Origin of the sequence: Caballeronia sp. LZ016, assembly GCF_031450805.1 — a bacterium.
Taxonomy (GTDB): domain Bacteria; phylum Pseudomonadota; class Gammaproteobacteria; order Burkholderiales; family Burkholderiaceae; genus Caballeronia.
The window spans coordinates 213,699-227,755 of the sequence record NZ_JARTVY010000003.1 but is presented as its reverse complement, the minus strand read 5'-3'; the positions used below and the strand labels follow the sequence as shown (position 1 = coordinate 227,755).

The window sequence follows — 14,057 nt, the reverse complement described above, 5'->3', positions numbered from 1 at the left end:
ACGCTGAAAACAAGCGAAGTCCGATCAGAGAAGGCCGCAAGTGTTCGGTGTGCCCCCTGCATCATGGGATCTTTGCCGCCTCGCCGGGAGCAAGGTGATCGATTAGTCTAAGCAGGCACCGCAAAGGATCTCCTTTCCTGTGAAAAGCGTCGATTTCCGCTTCCTTGCCGCGCTCGATGACTTCGGTCTCATCCAGCGAGGTATACGCGATGATCGGTGTGGTTGCGAAACGGCGTGATCCGCGCATCGCTAATGCCACGCCAAATCCGTCGCAAGCCGGCATTTCGATGTCGAGTATGACAACATGCGGCGTCCAGGCAGGCGGCGTCATGAGGGCAGAAGTCCCGCCATCGGCGACGATTGTTCGGATTCCCTCAGTTGCGAGCGCAGCAGCGAGCGCTTCGGCGCCCGCGATGTCATCATCGACGATGAGGACCGCCACGGGTGGGGTAACACCTGCAAATGGGCCAGGATTCCAGATTTTTAAAAGCGGAGCGGGCGCGCCAGGCATTGTCGGTAACTAAAGAGACCGTCGTCTCTAGCAAGCAGCAATGCCTATTCCTTACTTTCGTCCACCCACTGCCCTGACTTGCCGGAAAGGGCCGATACCACAAGTTCTGCATCTTGCCGGGCGTCATCCTCAGTTGGAAACGCTTCCGGCGATTGTCTCAGTACGACGGGTTCACCGCCGCTTGCTCCGTGCAACACCGCAGCCCAAACCCAGCCGCCGGATTGCCTTTCAACCTTGATCTCGATGGATTCCGGCATTGAAGGCCTCCTATCTATCTCACTATAGATGACGGAAGCGCGGTGCCACAGCCGGCATAGGCCGCCCTCTCCCCGGCTCTAATCCTCAGAACTCGCATTAGAAGGATTAGCTTTAATGCCAGTACTACCGGCCTCATCTACTCCTTCCCTTGACGGGAGTCGAGCCTATCAGATAACCGATGCCCTGCGACATGCTGGAAAGCTGCGCGGCCACGTGCGAATCGGAGGACCGCAGGCCGATGACGGTGAGCGCAAGCGTGAACGATGCGCCTTGGGCGAACCCGAGGAGCAAGGTCCATCCCCACATCGTCGATAAGGGCGCAAAGAAGCAACCCATCAGGGACACCCCCGTCAGTAGGAGCGCGGTTACATTAATCGCACGCTGATCTGGCAAGCGCGCGACAAGAAGCGGCAACAGCAGCGACGCGACGGCCTGCGCGATTACGCTCAGCGAGAGGAGCAGTCCTGCGTCGACTGCGCTGATGCCTCGCATGCGCAACACAGTCGGCAGCCAGCCAAATACGATATACGCGAGCGACGATTGCGATCCCATGAACAGCGTGACCTTCCACGCAAGCGAATCTTTCCATAATCCGCGTACGAGCACGTGTCTGCGTCCGAGGTGAGCGTCTTTGGGCGGCAGGTGGACGCGCCAGACGAGTGCCGCAAGCATGATTGGCAGCACCCACAGTGCGAGCGCCAAGGCCCACGCATTGCCCGTTGCATTGTCGGTGAGCCGCTCGATCGCATGAAGAGCGGGCACTGTCACGGCGGCTGCGGCCGCCGCGCCGGCGGCCATCGCTGCGCTGTAGACGCCGGTCATCAGCGCGACGCGATGCGGGAAGTCGCGTTTAACCACGCCCGGCATCAGCACGTTCATCAAAGCAATTGCAAAGCACGCGATTACCTGGCCTGCATACAACGCCTGCCACGTTGGTATGGCCCGCATTGCAGTGCCCGTTGCAAGCAGTACGAGCAACGCGAACAGCGCGCGCTCGCTTCAACGTATGTTCGGCCGCCGTCGGAGCGACACGTCTGCGATGCACTTCTAAGGTTCCGCAACTCGTCAAGCGCTTCGGGCGCGAGCTAAAAGCGCCAATGTTCTGCGCCACGCATGATCGCGAGATCGACTGGCTCTTGCCGGGACTGGAACCTCTGGGCAGGTACTTCGAGGTGCCGATGCTCTCGGTCGTCTGCTTTCGCGGCGAGAAACTCTACAACGAGCATATTTACTGGGATCAGGGCTTCCGTGCTCGTACAAATTGGCGTGCTCGATCCGACCGGTCTTCCCGTCGCTGGCGTTCAGACAGCCAAGAAGATGATCGATGAATTTTTGCCGACCAATACGCTGATGCGACATTGGAAATCGAGCGAAGGCAATCCGGTCTGACGAGACTTCGGATCTCGCCGGGGTAGCCCCTTGATTCTCAGGACAGCTGGGATGAGAGTACATGACAAAAGATCAAGACTTGCGTAGCCGTCTGGTAGTCGGCGCGAAGCGGGATGATCGCCGGGAATACGATCCCCAAGCCTGCCAGGAACTGGTCCAATTGTGCATGACGTCCGCGTTTCCGCGTTTCGATAGCGCGTGCGGCGATGGATACGGCTTGAATCCGAATGTGTTGCGCGAATGGTCACGCGCTATCGCGCTATCAGAAGACACATCCGGCGCAGAATTGGTATTGGCGCAGAGGGAACTGAGGGCAGCAGACAGGGCATCGCTTGATGCCGCGCCGCGGCCTTGCGGACTCACGCGCCCGACGTGCCATCACCATTTGTACCGGTCGTTCACGGTGCTGTGACGGTTGAACGAGCGGTGACCGCCGGGGTCCAAATGTCCAAATGCTCGCTTCGGTGACGGGCCAGCTCACAGACTCTTCGAGCGTTTATCTCGTTCAAGCGCGCAGCGGCTCGCTTCAACGACACTCAAGGTGAGTTAGCCAGCCGCTTACACAAAGCACACCGGTCTACAAGCAAAACGCAAGGTAGCCTGTTAGATGTGCCAGATGTGCCGACAACGACGGGCTTTGCATCGACGTCTAATCCAAGGTCGCGGCCGTCGGGCTTAGGAGTCGCCGTTGAGAAATGGAAGATGCCGCACTACTATCAGAAGGCGGCAGCGGCGACTTGTCGGCACAAGAGACCATCAAGGCGCGTGAGTGCGTCAAGCGGCCTGTGCATGACCGCGTAGCTTCGCGCGATCGCAAGATCGGTCATCGTCACGGGACTGTGCTCAAGGTGACACTCGGCTCGCTCGCTCAGTCTCAAGATCGCCATACATAGACTGGTGCGAAGCGGATCTGAAAGCGATTCCGCTTGTTTTGAGAGCTCTCGACTTGCCATCAGCATGCTTTGACAAGCATCGAACAACTCCCCGCGCCCGACAGTGTCGACATCCACCGCGACGCCTAAAGCACTGCGCAACGTCGCAAGCGCGAGGCCCGGGCGCTGATTAACAGCAAGGTAGCGCGCCAACTGCGTAGCGGCTTGCGACCGACCCGCATTTCCAAACCTGCTCGCAATTAGCTCAGCGAGGTCGGCGATCCCGCGCGCAAACCTTCCGTCGGTATGTGCATCATTTTCGCCCGAACGTATAGTCAGCATGCGGACCAAGATCTCTAGGTCGTCAACGACGATTGGCTTATAGTCTTCCGCAAATTGTCCGTCCATAACATCTCGTTGCATACCGCAGTTGTCCATGTGCCTGATGATGAGCCCGTCGAGATGGGAGCAGCAGGTCGCTTGTCGCCGACCCCATAGAACGCTCACAGCAATTATTGTGCGTAGTATGCAACAGCGGTAGGCTTTCCTGCCCGCGGCGCCAACGATGCGTCACGGCGGAGCCTACAAACCTACAAACAGCAGTCTTCTCCAGGAACCGCCTGGAGTGACAAGTGACGAGTGAGCGAGACATCGAGAAACACGCGGTGACGCCGTGGGCGCCGTCGCCGTCTGCGGCATGGACGGCTCAGCGAGAATCGTCTCGTATCAGAGGAACAGTGAGCACTTCTTGCGCGTTGCTCGCCCGGGAAGTGTCGCCGGGGACCGCCTTCGCTCAGATAACACAGGGCATCCGCTTCCGCTAGCTTGGCTGATGAGAGCTGGCTTGGCACGCGGGCATCGGTTTTGAATGCAGTCACCACAAACGCGTCTGCACCGGAAGGTGCCCTGATGACAGGTCATGTAGGACGTTTGCCCCCCGTCTGTCACACGCCGAGACGCCGTCCAATCAGTCGTTCTCTCCGTCAAGGTTCTTGCTTGAGGAATTCGACCCCTCTGTATCAGGTTTGCGCGACTGGTCTTTCCCCGAGTCGGTTGTTGTCACGTTCAGTTGATCGAGCACCTTATCAATTTTTGCCTTGTCACCGCCGTCAAGCGCGTCTTGCGCGCCGTTATCCCTGATTTGTTCGGCCGTTGGGTGAGGCGCCTTTCCTTCGTTACGTCGCTCTTCATCGGAGGGCGCATTCGTTTTGCCAAGCTCGGTCATTCTTGCTCCTGTAAAGGTCATCCCGTGATTGCCATGAGGATGTCGGCATACCACGCGCTGTTCAGCCCCAGCGATTCGTCGACTGCCAAGTCCCGTCCGCCCATGTCGATCGTCGACGAGTGAATGCCAAGGAGCTTCCATGGGAGTGCGTACTTGCTACTCGCCGTTGCCGCGATCGCATCACTCGTCACGACCGGCGCGCCGCTGGTGCCTCGATGCGTGCGAGCATCGGTAAGAAAGCAGCCTTTGCCCTGAAAACGTAGGCCGAAGGCCGATGCGATGACGCCTTGCCTGACCACGGGCAGGTGATGCAGTGAATCATGAAAGCCGAGCGGGAAGCCAACAATCAAAACCGAAGAGCCGATCGTCATCACCTCTTGTCCCTTCGGCAAATGCTCTGGCCCAAACGCCTCGAAGACCGCGGTGCGCGGCAGCTGCCCCTTGACCAACTCTACCACCGCAACGTCGACCTGACCGCCCCCATCCCCACCCTCCCGCCAGAGGCTTAGCCCTTCTGCATAAAGCGGGAGCGAGTACCACGTCGAAGCCCCAAGGTTGCCGCTGTCAATGTGAAGTTCGATCTCGAGCCGGTCTGGACAATGTTCGCTCGCCGCATCGTAGACTACGTGCCGGCTTGTTACTAGAAATAGCCGCTCTTCACGCCTGAAAAAGAAGCCGCTGGCGTTCGTTAGATGGCGTTCATTCGCGAATGTTCTCACGCGAGCGGCGGCAAGCAATAGGCTGTCCACGGTGGGCTGATGGACCGTCGTGCCTACTGTTGCGAACGGTTCTCTCGCTGAGCGGCTGGCCAGCTTTGCCATTGACGCGAGAAGCGCCTCACCTTGCGGCGTTGCGCGCGCCGATAGTAGAAAATCCTCAACCGATGCATCGGTCGGCTCTCCACCGGAGCTGACGCTCGGCACGTGGCGGACGACGGGTACGCCGTCGCGACCGCAGTGCATAAGCCACCTGTCCCCATTTGCACTGACGTACAGTTCGGTCACGTCGTTATCCATTAGAAATTTAGAAAAATCGGATCGCACGGTGGTCCCGACAGCGATCGCAAGCTATTACTTGGAAGGACTGACGGCGATCTATTCAGTATCAGATTCTTCGGCGTGGATGTCTGGCGGACCGATGAGAAGGTCGATTGCTGCCTGCCCGGCACACTCGGCTATGAGATAAGACCAGCGCCGCGTGAATGGGCCGTTGCGAAGCGGGATATGACGTCCAGACGCGCCAAGTACGCTAAGATTGCTGCCTCCGATTATCTGGAAGCTGACGTCGTAAAGGTCTTCCGACGAGGCTACCAAGGTGACGTGTATTTCAAACCCGCGATAAGGAATGGTACGAAACATCAGGCGTTCCTCAAGGTGGACCGGTGCCTCGATCAGAATGGGGTGATAGGCAACTGCAGAGTTACCTCATCCTGAGGATACCCTTCGAACGAAGTCGTCTATCCATTCACGGGCCCACGTCCGCGCGTACACGATCGCATCGTCGCGTTTATCGAAGCCCGCCAAGTCACCACTCATGATGATTTGAGCCTCTTGTCCGTCAATGGCGGGCGTCGTGATTTTCGCATGGGCCATATACTCGCCGTCCGCCCTACGCGGCGTCGGGTCGATGCCGAAACTGGTCCCGATCAGGCCCATCTCATTCTCCGCTAGATCTACCTGCCGCCACGCGCATGCAGTGGCTCACCGATCATTACGTTCCAGCATCGATTGGTCCCGACTGGCCGGCAGGATAGCGAAACAGCGCCGGTTTCGCTTTGCGATTGGGGGGTGGCCTGCGCCGGCCACGAATGAACGCCGCCGGCGACGACGTCTTGCGTGAGGTATCGGCACGGCTCAAATCAAGCCTGACGCCTGTCGAAGCCGTCACACGCTACGCGGGTGACGAATTTGTCCTACTGCTGCTGGCTGAGGGACGAGATGAATGTCTACTGCAGGCGAATAAGCTCGCGGCGACCGTGCGGCAACCGATCAAGGTCCGAGAAAGTACTGTCTCGCCGCGAGCCAGCGTTGGCGTCGCCTTTTTCCCTGACCATGGGAACGACGCTGCGGAGCTGTTGCGTGCCGCCGATTCAGCAATGTATCGTTCAAAGTCGATCCGCGGTGGATCCGTACAGGTGTTCGATCCGGCCTTGGCAGCGCTGGAGATTGCACGCACAGCCATGGCTAGAGCACTAAAAACGGCCATAAGCCGTCGTGAGCTGTTTGTGCTGTACCAGCCTAAGGTATCGCTTCGCACCCGGAAGGTTCAAGGGTTCGAAGCGCTGCTTCGATGGCAAACCGCCGACCTCGGCGTCGTTGGTCCTACGCAGTTCATACCGCTTGCAGAGAGTACTGGCCTGATCGTGGAAATTGGCGAGTGGGTGCTGGAACAGGCGTGCACTCAGGCCGCTGAATGGGCGAAGCTCTCACCCGACGTCGTCGTAGCCGTTAACGTCTCGCCCGTGCAATTCGAGCGAGCCGACGTACCGGCAATCGTTGCCCGCACGCTTAAGCGGGCGTGTGTCGACCCGCGCAATATCGAACTGGAGATCACCGAGAGCACGTTCATGGCGCCTGCGGCGCTGCCTTCGTTGCATGCGCTTCGCCGCATCGGCGTGTCGATCGCGATCGATGACTTCGGCACGGGTTTCTCGAGCCTTGAGTACGTGCGTAGCTTCATGGCTGACCGGCTGAAACTGGACATGTCGTTCGTGCGCGGCATCGGTTGCTCGCGCGCCGACGAGGTCATAGTCAAGGCGGTGATTGCGATGAGGCAGGCGCTCCACATCCGTGTCGTTGCTGAGGGCGTCGAGACGGCCGATCAAATCGACTATCTGGTGAACAACGGCTGCGACGAAGTGCAAGGTTATTGGTTCGGGCGCCCAATGCCGTCCGAGGTAGCAGGTTCCTTGCTCACGCAACCACAACAGACGGGCGTTGCTACGCCGTGCGACACAGCTCTCGAGCGTAGCACTGGGTAGGTGTCTATTTCCACCTTCGCGCCTAAGCGCCCGACTGTTCTCGTCTCGAGAAATTGGGGGAACGGTTCGATGCTGGTCCCGGTATCAGATCAGACGAGGCACTTTCGAACGCAGCCTGGCGATTCCTGTAGGAGACTTCGGATCTTGGCTGTAACGGAAGTTTTGAAGCATGAAAGCGAAGGCAACGAAGCCGGCAAGATGCATCGATTAGGTACTGATTGTCTGTAGGCGGCCTTCGTTCTGCTTCGTCCTCTACCGAAGGCCTGTCGTCACTACAGTTCGGGACTCTTCAAATCGCCGTTCACAATCATGTCGCCGCGGAAATGCGCAGCGCTGATCGCATCGGCCATGCTGCCGAACGGGCCAATCTGCTCAGCGCCTTCAAACGGATACAGCAACTTACCGTCAGTTGTTCGCACGACTTTTAGGGTGCCATAATACCCACTTGCGCTATTGCCGCGATACGACGCGTAGATCACAAAATCGTCCTCTGTGGCACCGGGTGTGGGAACGACGCTTTTTGTAGGAAACAAAGCTAGTTTTGGGCGCTTGCCCCTAATATGTGCCATTTCGTCGTAGTCCTACGTAATCGTGACTGCGTTTTCGCCACTGCTCGATCGAGAGCAGGCCAACTGCCTTACCCTTTGAACGGATCGAACCCGTAAGAAGTGCGCAAGAACTGTGCCGCACAAAAGTTTTGATCGCATTTGAGCGTCTCACGCTGACCGACCTGGTCAGCGATTCCCATTTGGAGCACTGCTGGAAATTTGACGGCTTGCGGAAAGGTAGCACCGATGGTTCGAAGCGATGTTGAACTGCAGGCAGAGGGGTCCGCTGGCCCGATATGCAAATATGTGGTCGAGAAAGAGCATACTTAAGTCTGGCTTCGCGCGAAACTGAACCGATGCTTTGCCCGCAGGTCATGGGTCACTTTTTCACTTGCGTCGGTTGTGAGATGGCAGTATGAGCGTCGACCTCGAGTTGGCCCTTCGGACGGCGATCAACGTACTGAGGGACGCGGCAGAAAGTAAGCGCCTACCGAATGGATTGCAATTGACCGTGGAGAAGGCAGAAATCCATTGGCGTTCTGCCGCGGTGCTCGAAAACACCCTGAACGGTCGAGCGAAGGTGCCTAGGAAGCCGTGAGCGACACTGAACTGCTCGGTGGTCGGGGCCCTGACCGGGTTGCCTGTCGCACGGTCACACGCCCCGGCGATGCGGATGGTGGACAAACGCCGATGACTCGTTGGCGCGCCTCGCGCGAGATCGACCGGTGGCGCATCATCAAGAGACGTCCGGCGGGACAAGTGTGGGACGGGCTCCGTCAGCCCGCTCTTTAGTTTTATCGCCCAAAAGCGGCCATTTGAATCTCGCGGCCCGGGAGCGGACAGTCGTCAGCGCGTGGTTCCGACCACAAGAAACGGCTTGGACATATACGGCAAGGGTTAGCCGCTCAACGTAGCTCGATGCGACCGTGAACGCGAGGTGCCACAAAGTTCCACTTCTTTCTGGAACCGCCGATAAGTATTGGCGACGAAGAGAGCTCCCAGGGGCGACGAGATTAGGTTGCCCGCAACGCAGCAAGCTTCTGCAAACATCGTTCGTTGCCTCGGTTGCAGCGAGTCGACGGCTGCCGCTGGCCAATTTTGGAGCGCATGTTATGCCGATCCCTCGAATCATCGATTCGATTTCGCTGCTGGTGTGGACGGTTGACAGCACCGGTAAACTCACTTACATAAATCGATGGGCACGGCTCTATAGTGGCCTAGGGCTTACCGAGGCGGGCTCGTGGTACCAGTTGTTGGCGTTGGACGACGTGGCGGCGGTCGAGTCCGCTTTGTTCACACTCAGCCGCGACCGGCTTGGACTAGACGTCCACGCGCGTTTGCGCCGGCACGATGGCGAATTACGGTGGCATTGCCTGCACTTGCAGTTGGCCGATGGTGCCGAAGGGACGAATGCAACGGTTTCAGTCGTTGCTGTTGACGTCCACGAGTGCAAACTGGCGTGGCAACTCTACGAACAAAGCGAAGCGCGGTTGCTGTCGGCTTTTGAGGCGGCCCAGATCGGCGCATGGGAATGGGACCTTGGAACGGGCACAGCCCGCGTAACGCCTGTCGTCTGCCGCCTGTACAACATTGAGGAGGCGGAGCGGACAGTGCCGCTCAGTCTGCTATGGCAAAAGGTGCGTTCGGATGACCGTGAACGATTCTCGGACGAGGTCACTGCCGGGATCGCACGAGGCGCCCCCTTCGAAGTGGACTTCCCGATTTCCACCGATAGTGGCGCGACGAGGTGGTTACGGATGCGTGCTCACGCTCAAGCGCAATCGGAGTCCGCTGGTTCGCTGGTCTTTGGGGTAACCTTCGACATTTCGACCGTCCGCGCGGCGGAGGCAAGCGTTCGTCAAAGCGAGCGGCGCTACCGTGAGTTGGCGCGAGCGGCCGGTGCGCTGGTTTGGTCCGCCGACGCCAACGGAGAAATGCAGCCCATCGAGGGCGAGTGGGAATCTTTCACTGGCTTACCGACCGACCGCCTTGTTGGGCACGGATGGATGGACCTTGTGCATCCTGCGGACCGCGATAGTCTCAGCAAGACATGGCGACAGGCGCTGCGTGAGCTCGGACCGCGCGACACCACTTTCCGGATGCGCAGGCAGGATGGCGCATATCGGACGATGTACGCGAGGGCTGTGCCGTTATGCGATGAACGCGGCGGGCTGCACGAATGGTTCGGCACGACCATTGATGTTACCGAGCGGCGCCGAGCTCAAGCGATCAGCGACGCGCGCAACATTCGGCTGGCGGTGGCGACCAAGGCTGCAAGCATAACGATCGTCACGCTCGATCTCGGAAGTTATGTCCTTTCCATCGAAGCGCCAAGCCGAGGTGGGTCCATGGCAAGTCCGACGTCGAACACGGAAATGTCCTACGCCGACGCGATGGCCCACGTTCGCGCGGAAGATCGACCGGTGCTCGAACAAGCGATTACGCGGCTGACGGCGAACCAGGAGGATTCCGTCAGCTTCGAAGTGCGCGTGCTTGTTTCCGGAGAGGAGCACTGGATGAACGGGAGCGCTGCGCTTCAACGGGGACAGGACGGTAGCGCTGATGTCATCGTTGCCAGCGTGTCCGACACAAGTGCGCGAAAACGCATGGAACTCGCCCTGCTTGACGCAGATCGGCGTAAAGACGAATTTCTGGCCATGCTTGCCCATGAACTGCGGAACCCTCTCGCTCCACTTAGGACCGTAGTAACGCTACTTGGCCGCGGTTCATCCGCAGGCGATCCGCAAGAACTGATAGCGACCATGGATCGGCAGATCAGCCACTTGACCAGGCTCGTTGACGACCTCCTTGAGGTTTCGCGCATCACCCAAGGTCGTATTGTTTTGAAACGCGAACCAATCTTGATCGGCACAGTCGTCTATGGCGCCGTGGAATCGGTCGCGCCCCAAGTGCAAGAGCAAAAGCAGACTTTGACCGTCGATGTTCCTAGAGACACCGTCTGGGTCTGCGGAGATGCGACCCGTATGGCGCAAATCCTCGTCAATATCTTAAACAATGCTTGCAAATACACGCCGGAAGGAGGACGCATTGAGATCCACGCGTCGGCGGACCAGGAATTCGTCAGTGTCGTAATCGCGGACACTGGCGCGGGGATCTCGCCCGACCTGCTTCCCAGGATCTTCGACCTGTTTTCGCAGGGCGAGCGCACCCTTGATCGAGCAAAGGGCGGCCTGGGCATCGGCCTATCCTTGGTGCGCAAGCTAGTCAAAATGCACGAGGGCTCCATTCATATCGAAAGCGCCGGACCAGGAAGGGGCACTACCGTCACGCTACGTTTCCCACGAATGAGCCCGCAGGTGCAGCCGTCACACGCCACTGAAACACGAGACGCATCTGCGCACCGACCGGTCTCCCTTCGTATTCTGATTGTGGACGACAACCGGGACGCGGCGGATTCGCTCTCGCTGGTTTGCGAGGCGGAGGGTCACTTGAGCTGCGTATGCTATGCATCCACTGAAGCGTTGGAGCGATCGTCGACCTTTAACGCCGACGTGGCTTTGCTTGATATTGGTCTGCCCGAAATGGACGGTTATGAATTGGCGGGGCGTCTTCGCGGCAAAGGGCAGAAGACACCCGTTTTGATTGCGATCACCGGCTACGGCCAGGCCGAAGACCGTTTGAAAGCGCAGACGGCAGGGTTCGATCATCACTTCGTCAAGCCAGTCGACATTAACGCCCTACTCCTCCTGCTACAAAGATGTAATCCAAGAATGACGGAGTAGAAGCGCGCGTGGCTAGCGATCAGCCGATTCAGCGAACGCCTGCGCGGACCGTCGGTGATGCGGCTTGTGTTGGGAATACAAAGTCGCCTGCTTTGTTACCGCCGAGCTGGCTTGCGATGGGCGACGACTTCCATACTTGTCGAACGTGCCACCTGCGAGGGCGGACGACTCTACTCTCCCCGGCGGTCATAACACGGAAGTCTCTGTAGCGGCGTCGCCCAGGACGCGCGACCTAACGGGCTCCTCGTTGCGACTAATGAACGCGCCCAGCATCGCATCGGGACCGAGGCGGAACAAACAAAGGAGCTGCGACGATGACGCGAGCTTCGCAAGCTGCGCCGGCGACAGTCGCGCCAACGCGTCGGCCACCTGCGTCGACAGGCCTAACTGCACTGCGGCCTCCCGGCTTGAGGCTAGGACACGCTGTGCGAACTGCAGATACGACAAGTTCAGTTCACGGATCGCCATCAAGTCGTTACTTGCGTGCTTCATCGCTACGGCGTCTACAGTCATTGTGAAGATTGTTAGAGTGCGTAAGCAGTGCAAAGTGCGAAAAAAAAGCAGGAGCCCAACGCCTCCACCGAGACACATCTTTTCAACAATTAAGGGGCTCTCCTCCTATCGCGTTCGATTAGTGGAGAGGCACCGGATCTGGAAAGCCGCAGGCGGTTGCCGCAAGCGACCGGCTCAAACTGGGTTCGCCTTCACGAAGTTCTTAAAGAGGTCATACGATGCGCGCTTCGTCACGCCATCGCCGGCGATGAGACCGTAGTTGTCGTCGATGACCGCGTACATCATGATCGATTCGATGTTGTACTTGTCCTTCAGCGAGCGGTACTCGGCCAGCGCCTTCGGAATGTACGCGTTCTTCTGGTCCATCGTGTCCTTCTGCGCGTTCCAGCCCCACTCCGTCAACCAGATCGGCACACCGAACGAATCCTTCAGCGCCTGAAGCACGTCGTAGCACTTGCTGTTCTGCCAGCCGCACAGCATGTCGCCCGAGCTCTCATACCAGTGATAGCAGGTGAAGTCCCAGCGAAGCGATGCTGCGCCGCTCACGCCGTTGGTCGTGCCGTTCGGCGACACGCCGTTCCACAGCATCTGCAGCGCGCGGTAGGACAGCGGAATACCAGTGCCCACGCCGCACTTGATCGACGGGTCGATCGCGCGCACGCCGTCGATCATGCCGCGAAGTACGCCGCGCAGCGACGGCCACGCCGAGGCGCTCCAGTTTGCTGCGCTGCTGCCGTCGCCGCTGATCTTCAGCGGAACGTCGAGTTCGTTGCCGCACTCGATGTGCGACACAAGGCCCTTGAGCTGCGTCGTGACGCCCGTCGCGAGGTTGTAGCCAAGCGTGTAGGCCGACGCTTCGCTGAGCGACGTGTTCCAGCCGCATGAAAGCGGGTTCAGCACCGGGAGAATCGACACGCCGCTGCCCTTGAACGCGCCGGTTAGCGCAGCCGCGACCGTCTTCGCCATGCCTGCATCGGCGACGTCCGCGCGATAGTTGGTCACGCCGAGATCCTTGAGGATCGCGAGCTGCGCGGCCGCCGACATCGTCTTGTAGATGCCCGAGCCGTAAGCGAGGTGGCCGTTGATGCCGTAGAACTTCGAATTGGACGTGACCGCTGCCGCCGCCGACGCCACGCCGCGCGGGTCCGTGGTGCCGACGTTCTGCCACGGGCTGCCGTTCTTGAACCACGTACCGGCGGAGTTCTTGGCGTAGATCGCGCCGTTGTAATAGAGGATCGTGGTGAGCGCGGCAGGCGAACCGGTCGCGACGCCGGCGCCGTTGCGATTCACGCGGCCGCCGACGAGCGTCCACACGGCGCCTGCGCTGTCCGTAATGGATGCGGCCGGGGGAATGACGGTTCCGCTCGCCGAGGCGCTCTTGGCGACGGCCTGAGCGTTCACGACGCTATCGGCAGACATGGTTTCGCTGCCGCCGCCGCATGCGGCCAAAGCGGCACTGCCTGCGCCTGCCATTATCAGAGACAGGAAGCTTCTACGCGAGGCTTTGGCGCCGCTCAAGGGAGCTATCGCGTCAAGGTAAGAAGTACGAACGGAAAGGGTCGGCAACGGCTTGAACATGGCAATAAATTCGGCATCCGGTGAGGAAACCGAAGTATATTGGTCATATAACCCGTTGAACGTTTCTAAATGTAACATCTAATAAATAGTAACGAGCTTTCTTATGATTTATAGAAAGGAGAATGAAGTACTCCTTCGCGCTTCGATATAGCAAAGTTTCTCGGAGATTTCGTTGCGGCCTCATAGCGATGAGGTCATTAATAGTCACTCCATCAGGTACAGAGCTACAACTAAGCAAAATCTACCGGAATATCAGACGATTCACGACTTGGACCTGAGGGAACGTTGCTTACCGACTTGCATCGCGCAGAGCAATGTACAGAGTCCTTAGAAGGTAATTTTTGCGCGATGGTTGCGGGAGCATGATGCACGCTTCGTCAAGCGCGCTTGGTGGAGTGATCCGCGACGACGCGCGCAGAGCGCGGCCGTGAGCCGAGTGG

At 58.9% G+C, this 14,057-nt stretch carries 13 protein-coding genes and 1 pseudogene; 3 read left to right on the top strand and 11 right to left on the bottom strand.

Translation table 11 applies throughout. From position 1 onward, the window contains the following. Positions 1–61: 61 nt before the first annotated feature. The 3 genes from P9220_RS20080 to P9220_RS20070 form a co-directional block, all read right to left on the bottom strand. The gene (locus P9220_RS20080) at positions 62–442 is read right to left on the bottom strand and encodes a response regulator (RefSeq protein ID WP_309767109.1); all 381 of its coding nucleotides are present in this window, start codon (positions 440–442) and stop codon (positions 62–64) included. A gap of 113 nt (positions 443–555) precedes the next feature. Beyond that, a complete protein-coding gene (locus P9220_RS20075) occupies positions 556–768 on the bottom strand; it encodes a hypothetical protein (RefSeq protein ID WP_309767108.1) in 213 nt (70 codons plus the stop codon). Positions 769–901: 133 nt separating this feature from the next. Then, positions 902–1,747, bottom strand: coding sequence for an MFS transporter (locus P9220_RS20070; protein ID WP_309767106.1), 846 nt, complete (start codon positions 1,745–1,747; stop codon positions 902–904). 119 nt (positions 1,748–1,866) lie between these two features. Here P9220_RS20070 and P9220_RS20065 point away from each other — a divergent pair. Beyond that, positions 1,867–2,158, top strand: a pseudogene (locus P9220_RS20065) (dienelactone hydrolase family protein); the annotation flags it as partial. Positions 2,159–2,874: 716 nt separating this feature from the next. On the opposite strand, the gene P9220_RS20060 reads toward P9220_RS20065, so the two are convergent. From P9220_RS20060 to P9220_RS20040, 5 genes are all read right to left on the bottom strand, one after another. Beyond that, a complete protein-coding gene (locus P9220_RS20060; RefSeq protein ID WP_309767105.1) occupies positions 2,875–3,438 on the bottom strand; it encodes a hypothetical protein in 564 nt (187 codons plus the stop codon). A gap of 559 nt (positions 3,439–3,997) precedes the next feature. Then, positions 3,998–4,255 carry a hypothetical protein gene (locus tag P9220_RS20055; protein WP_309767103.1) on the bottom strand — a complete coding sequence of 86 codons (258 nt, stop codon included), beginning with the start codon at positions 4,253–4,255 and terminating at the stop codon, positions 3,998–4,000. A 17-nt stretch (positions 4,256–4,272) separates the two neighbouring features. Continuing rightward, positions 4,273–5,259 (bottom strand): serine protease, encoded by a 987-nt coding sequence (locus tag P9220_RS20050; RefSeq protein WP_309767102.1) that lies wholly within the window; start codon positions 5,257–5,259, stop codon positions 4,273–4,275. Positions 5,260–5,349: 90 nt separating this feature from the next. Then, positions 5,350–5,613: a hypothetical protein gene (locus P9220_RS20045; RefSeq protein ID WP_309767100.1), complete on the bottom strand. Its 264-nt coding sequence runs from the start codon at positions 5,611–5,613 to the stop codon at positions 5,350–5,352. A gap of 66 nt (positions 5,614–5,679) precedes the next feature. Next, positions 5,680–5,910 carry a hypothetical protein gene (locus P9220_RS20040; RefSeq protein ID WP_309767098.1) on the bottom strand — a complete coding sequence of 77 codons (231 nt, stop codon included), beginning with the start codon at positions 5,908–5,910 and terminating at the stop codon, positions 5,680–5,682. Positions 5,911–6,062: 152 nt separating this feature from the next. Between P9220_RS20040 and P9220_RS20035 the strand changes: the two genes are divergently transcribed. Beyond that, the gene (locus P9220_RS20035) at positions 6,063–7,235 is read left to right on the top strand and encodes a bifunctional diguanylate cyclase/phosphodiesterase (RefSeq protein WP_309767097.1); all 1,173 of its coding nucleotides are present in this window, start codon (positions 6,063–6,065) and stop codon (positions 7,233–7,235) included. A 272-nt stretch (positions 7,236–7,507) separates the two neighbouring features. Here the strand turns inward: P9220_RS20035 and P9220_RS20030 are convergent, their stop codons facing one another. After that, positions 7,508–7,804, bottom strand: coding sequence for a DUF6723 family protein (locus P9220_RS20030; RefSeq protein WP_309767096.1), 297 nt, complete (start codon positions 7,802–7,804; stop codon positions 7,508–7,510). A gap of 1,091 nt (positions 7,805–8,895) precedes the next feature. Between P9220_RS20030 and P9220_RS20025 the strand changes: the two genes are divergently transcribed. Continuing rightward, positions 8,896–11,526, top strand: a complete 2,631-nt coding sequence (locus P9220_RS20025) for a PAS domain S-box protein (protein ID WP_309767095.1) — start codon at positions 8,896–8,898, stop codon at positions 11,524–11,526. A gap of 186 nt (positions 11,527–11,712) precedes the next feature. On the opposite strand, the gene P9220_RS20020 is transcribed toward P9220_RS20025, so the two are convergent. Both P9220_RS20020 and P9220_RS20015 read right to left on the bottom strand, forming a co-directional pair. After that, a complete protein-coding gene (locus P9220_RS20020) occupies positions 11,713–11,994 on the bottom strand; it encodes a flagellar transcriptional regulator FlhD (protein WP_404989565.1) in 282 nt (93 codons plus the stop codon). A 219-nt stretch (positions 11,995–12,213) separates the two neighbouring features. Next, complete coding sequence (locus P9220_RS20015; protein ID WP_309767093.1) at positions 12,214–13,458, bottom strand: glycosyl hydrolase; 1,245 nt, start codon at positions 13,456–13,458, stop codon at positions 12,214–12,216. Positions 13,459–14,057 lie beyond the last annotated feature (599 nt).

What these genes read in the sequence shown, in the direction of transcription:
- P9220_RS20075 (WP_309767108.1), bottom strand. Translation starts at nt 768, where the DNA reads ATGCCGGAATCCATCGAGATCAAGGTTGAAAGGCAATCCGGCGGCTGG.
- P9220_RS20060 (WP_309767105.1), bottom strand. Translation starts at nt 3,438, where the DNA reads ATGGACGGACAATTTGCGGAAGACTATAAGCCAATCGTCGTTGACGAC.
- P9220_RS20055 (WP_309767103.1), bottom strand. Translation starts at nt 4,255, where the DNA reads ATGACCGAGCTTGGCAAAACGAATGCGCCCTCCGATGAAGAGCGACGT.
- P9220_RS20045 (WP_309767100.1), bottom strand. Translation starts at nt 5,613, where the DNA reads ATGTTTCGTACCATTCCTTATCGCGGGTTTGAAATACACGTCACCTTG.
- P9220_RS20040 (WP_309767098.1), bottom strand. Translation starts at nt 5,910, where the DNA reads ATGGGCCTGATCGGGACCAGTTTCGGCATCGACCCGACGCCGCGTAGG.
- P9220_RS20035 (WP_309767097.1), top strand. Translation starts at nt 6,063, where the DNA reads ATGAACGCCGCCGGCGACGACGTCTTGCGTGAGGTATCGGCACGGCTC.
- P9220_RS20030 (WP_309767096.1), bottom strand. Translation starts at nt 7,804, where the DNA reads ATGGCACATATTAGGGGCAAGCGCCCAAAACTAGCTTTGTTTCCTACA.
- P9220_RS20025 (WP_309767095.1), top strand. Translation starts at nt 8,896, where the DNA reads ATGCCGATCCCTCGAATCATCGATTCGATTTCGCTGCTGGTGTGGACG.
- P9220_RS20020 (WP_404989565.1), bottom strand. Translation starts at nt 11,994, where the DNA reads ATGGCGATCCGTGAACTGAACTTGTCGTATCTGCAGTTCGCACAGCGT.
- P9220_RS20015 (WP_309767093.1), bottom strand. Translation starts at nt 13,458, where the DNA reads ATGTCTGCCGATAGCGTCGTGAACGCTCAGGCCGTCGCCAAGAGCGCC.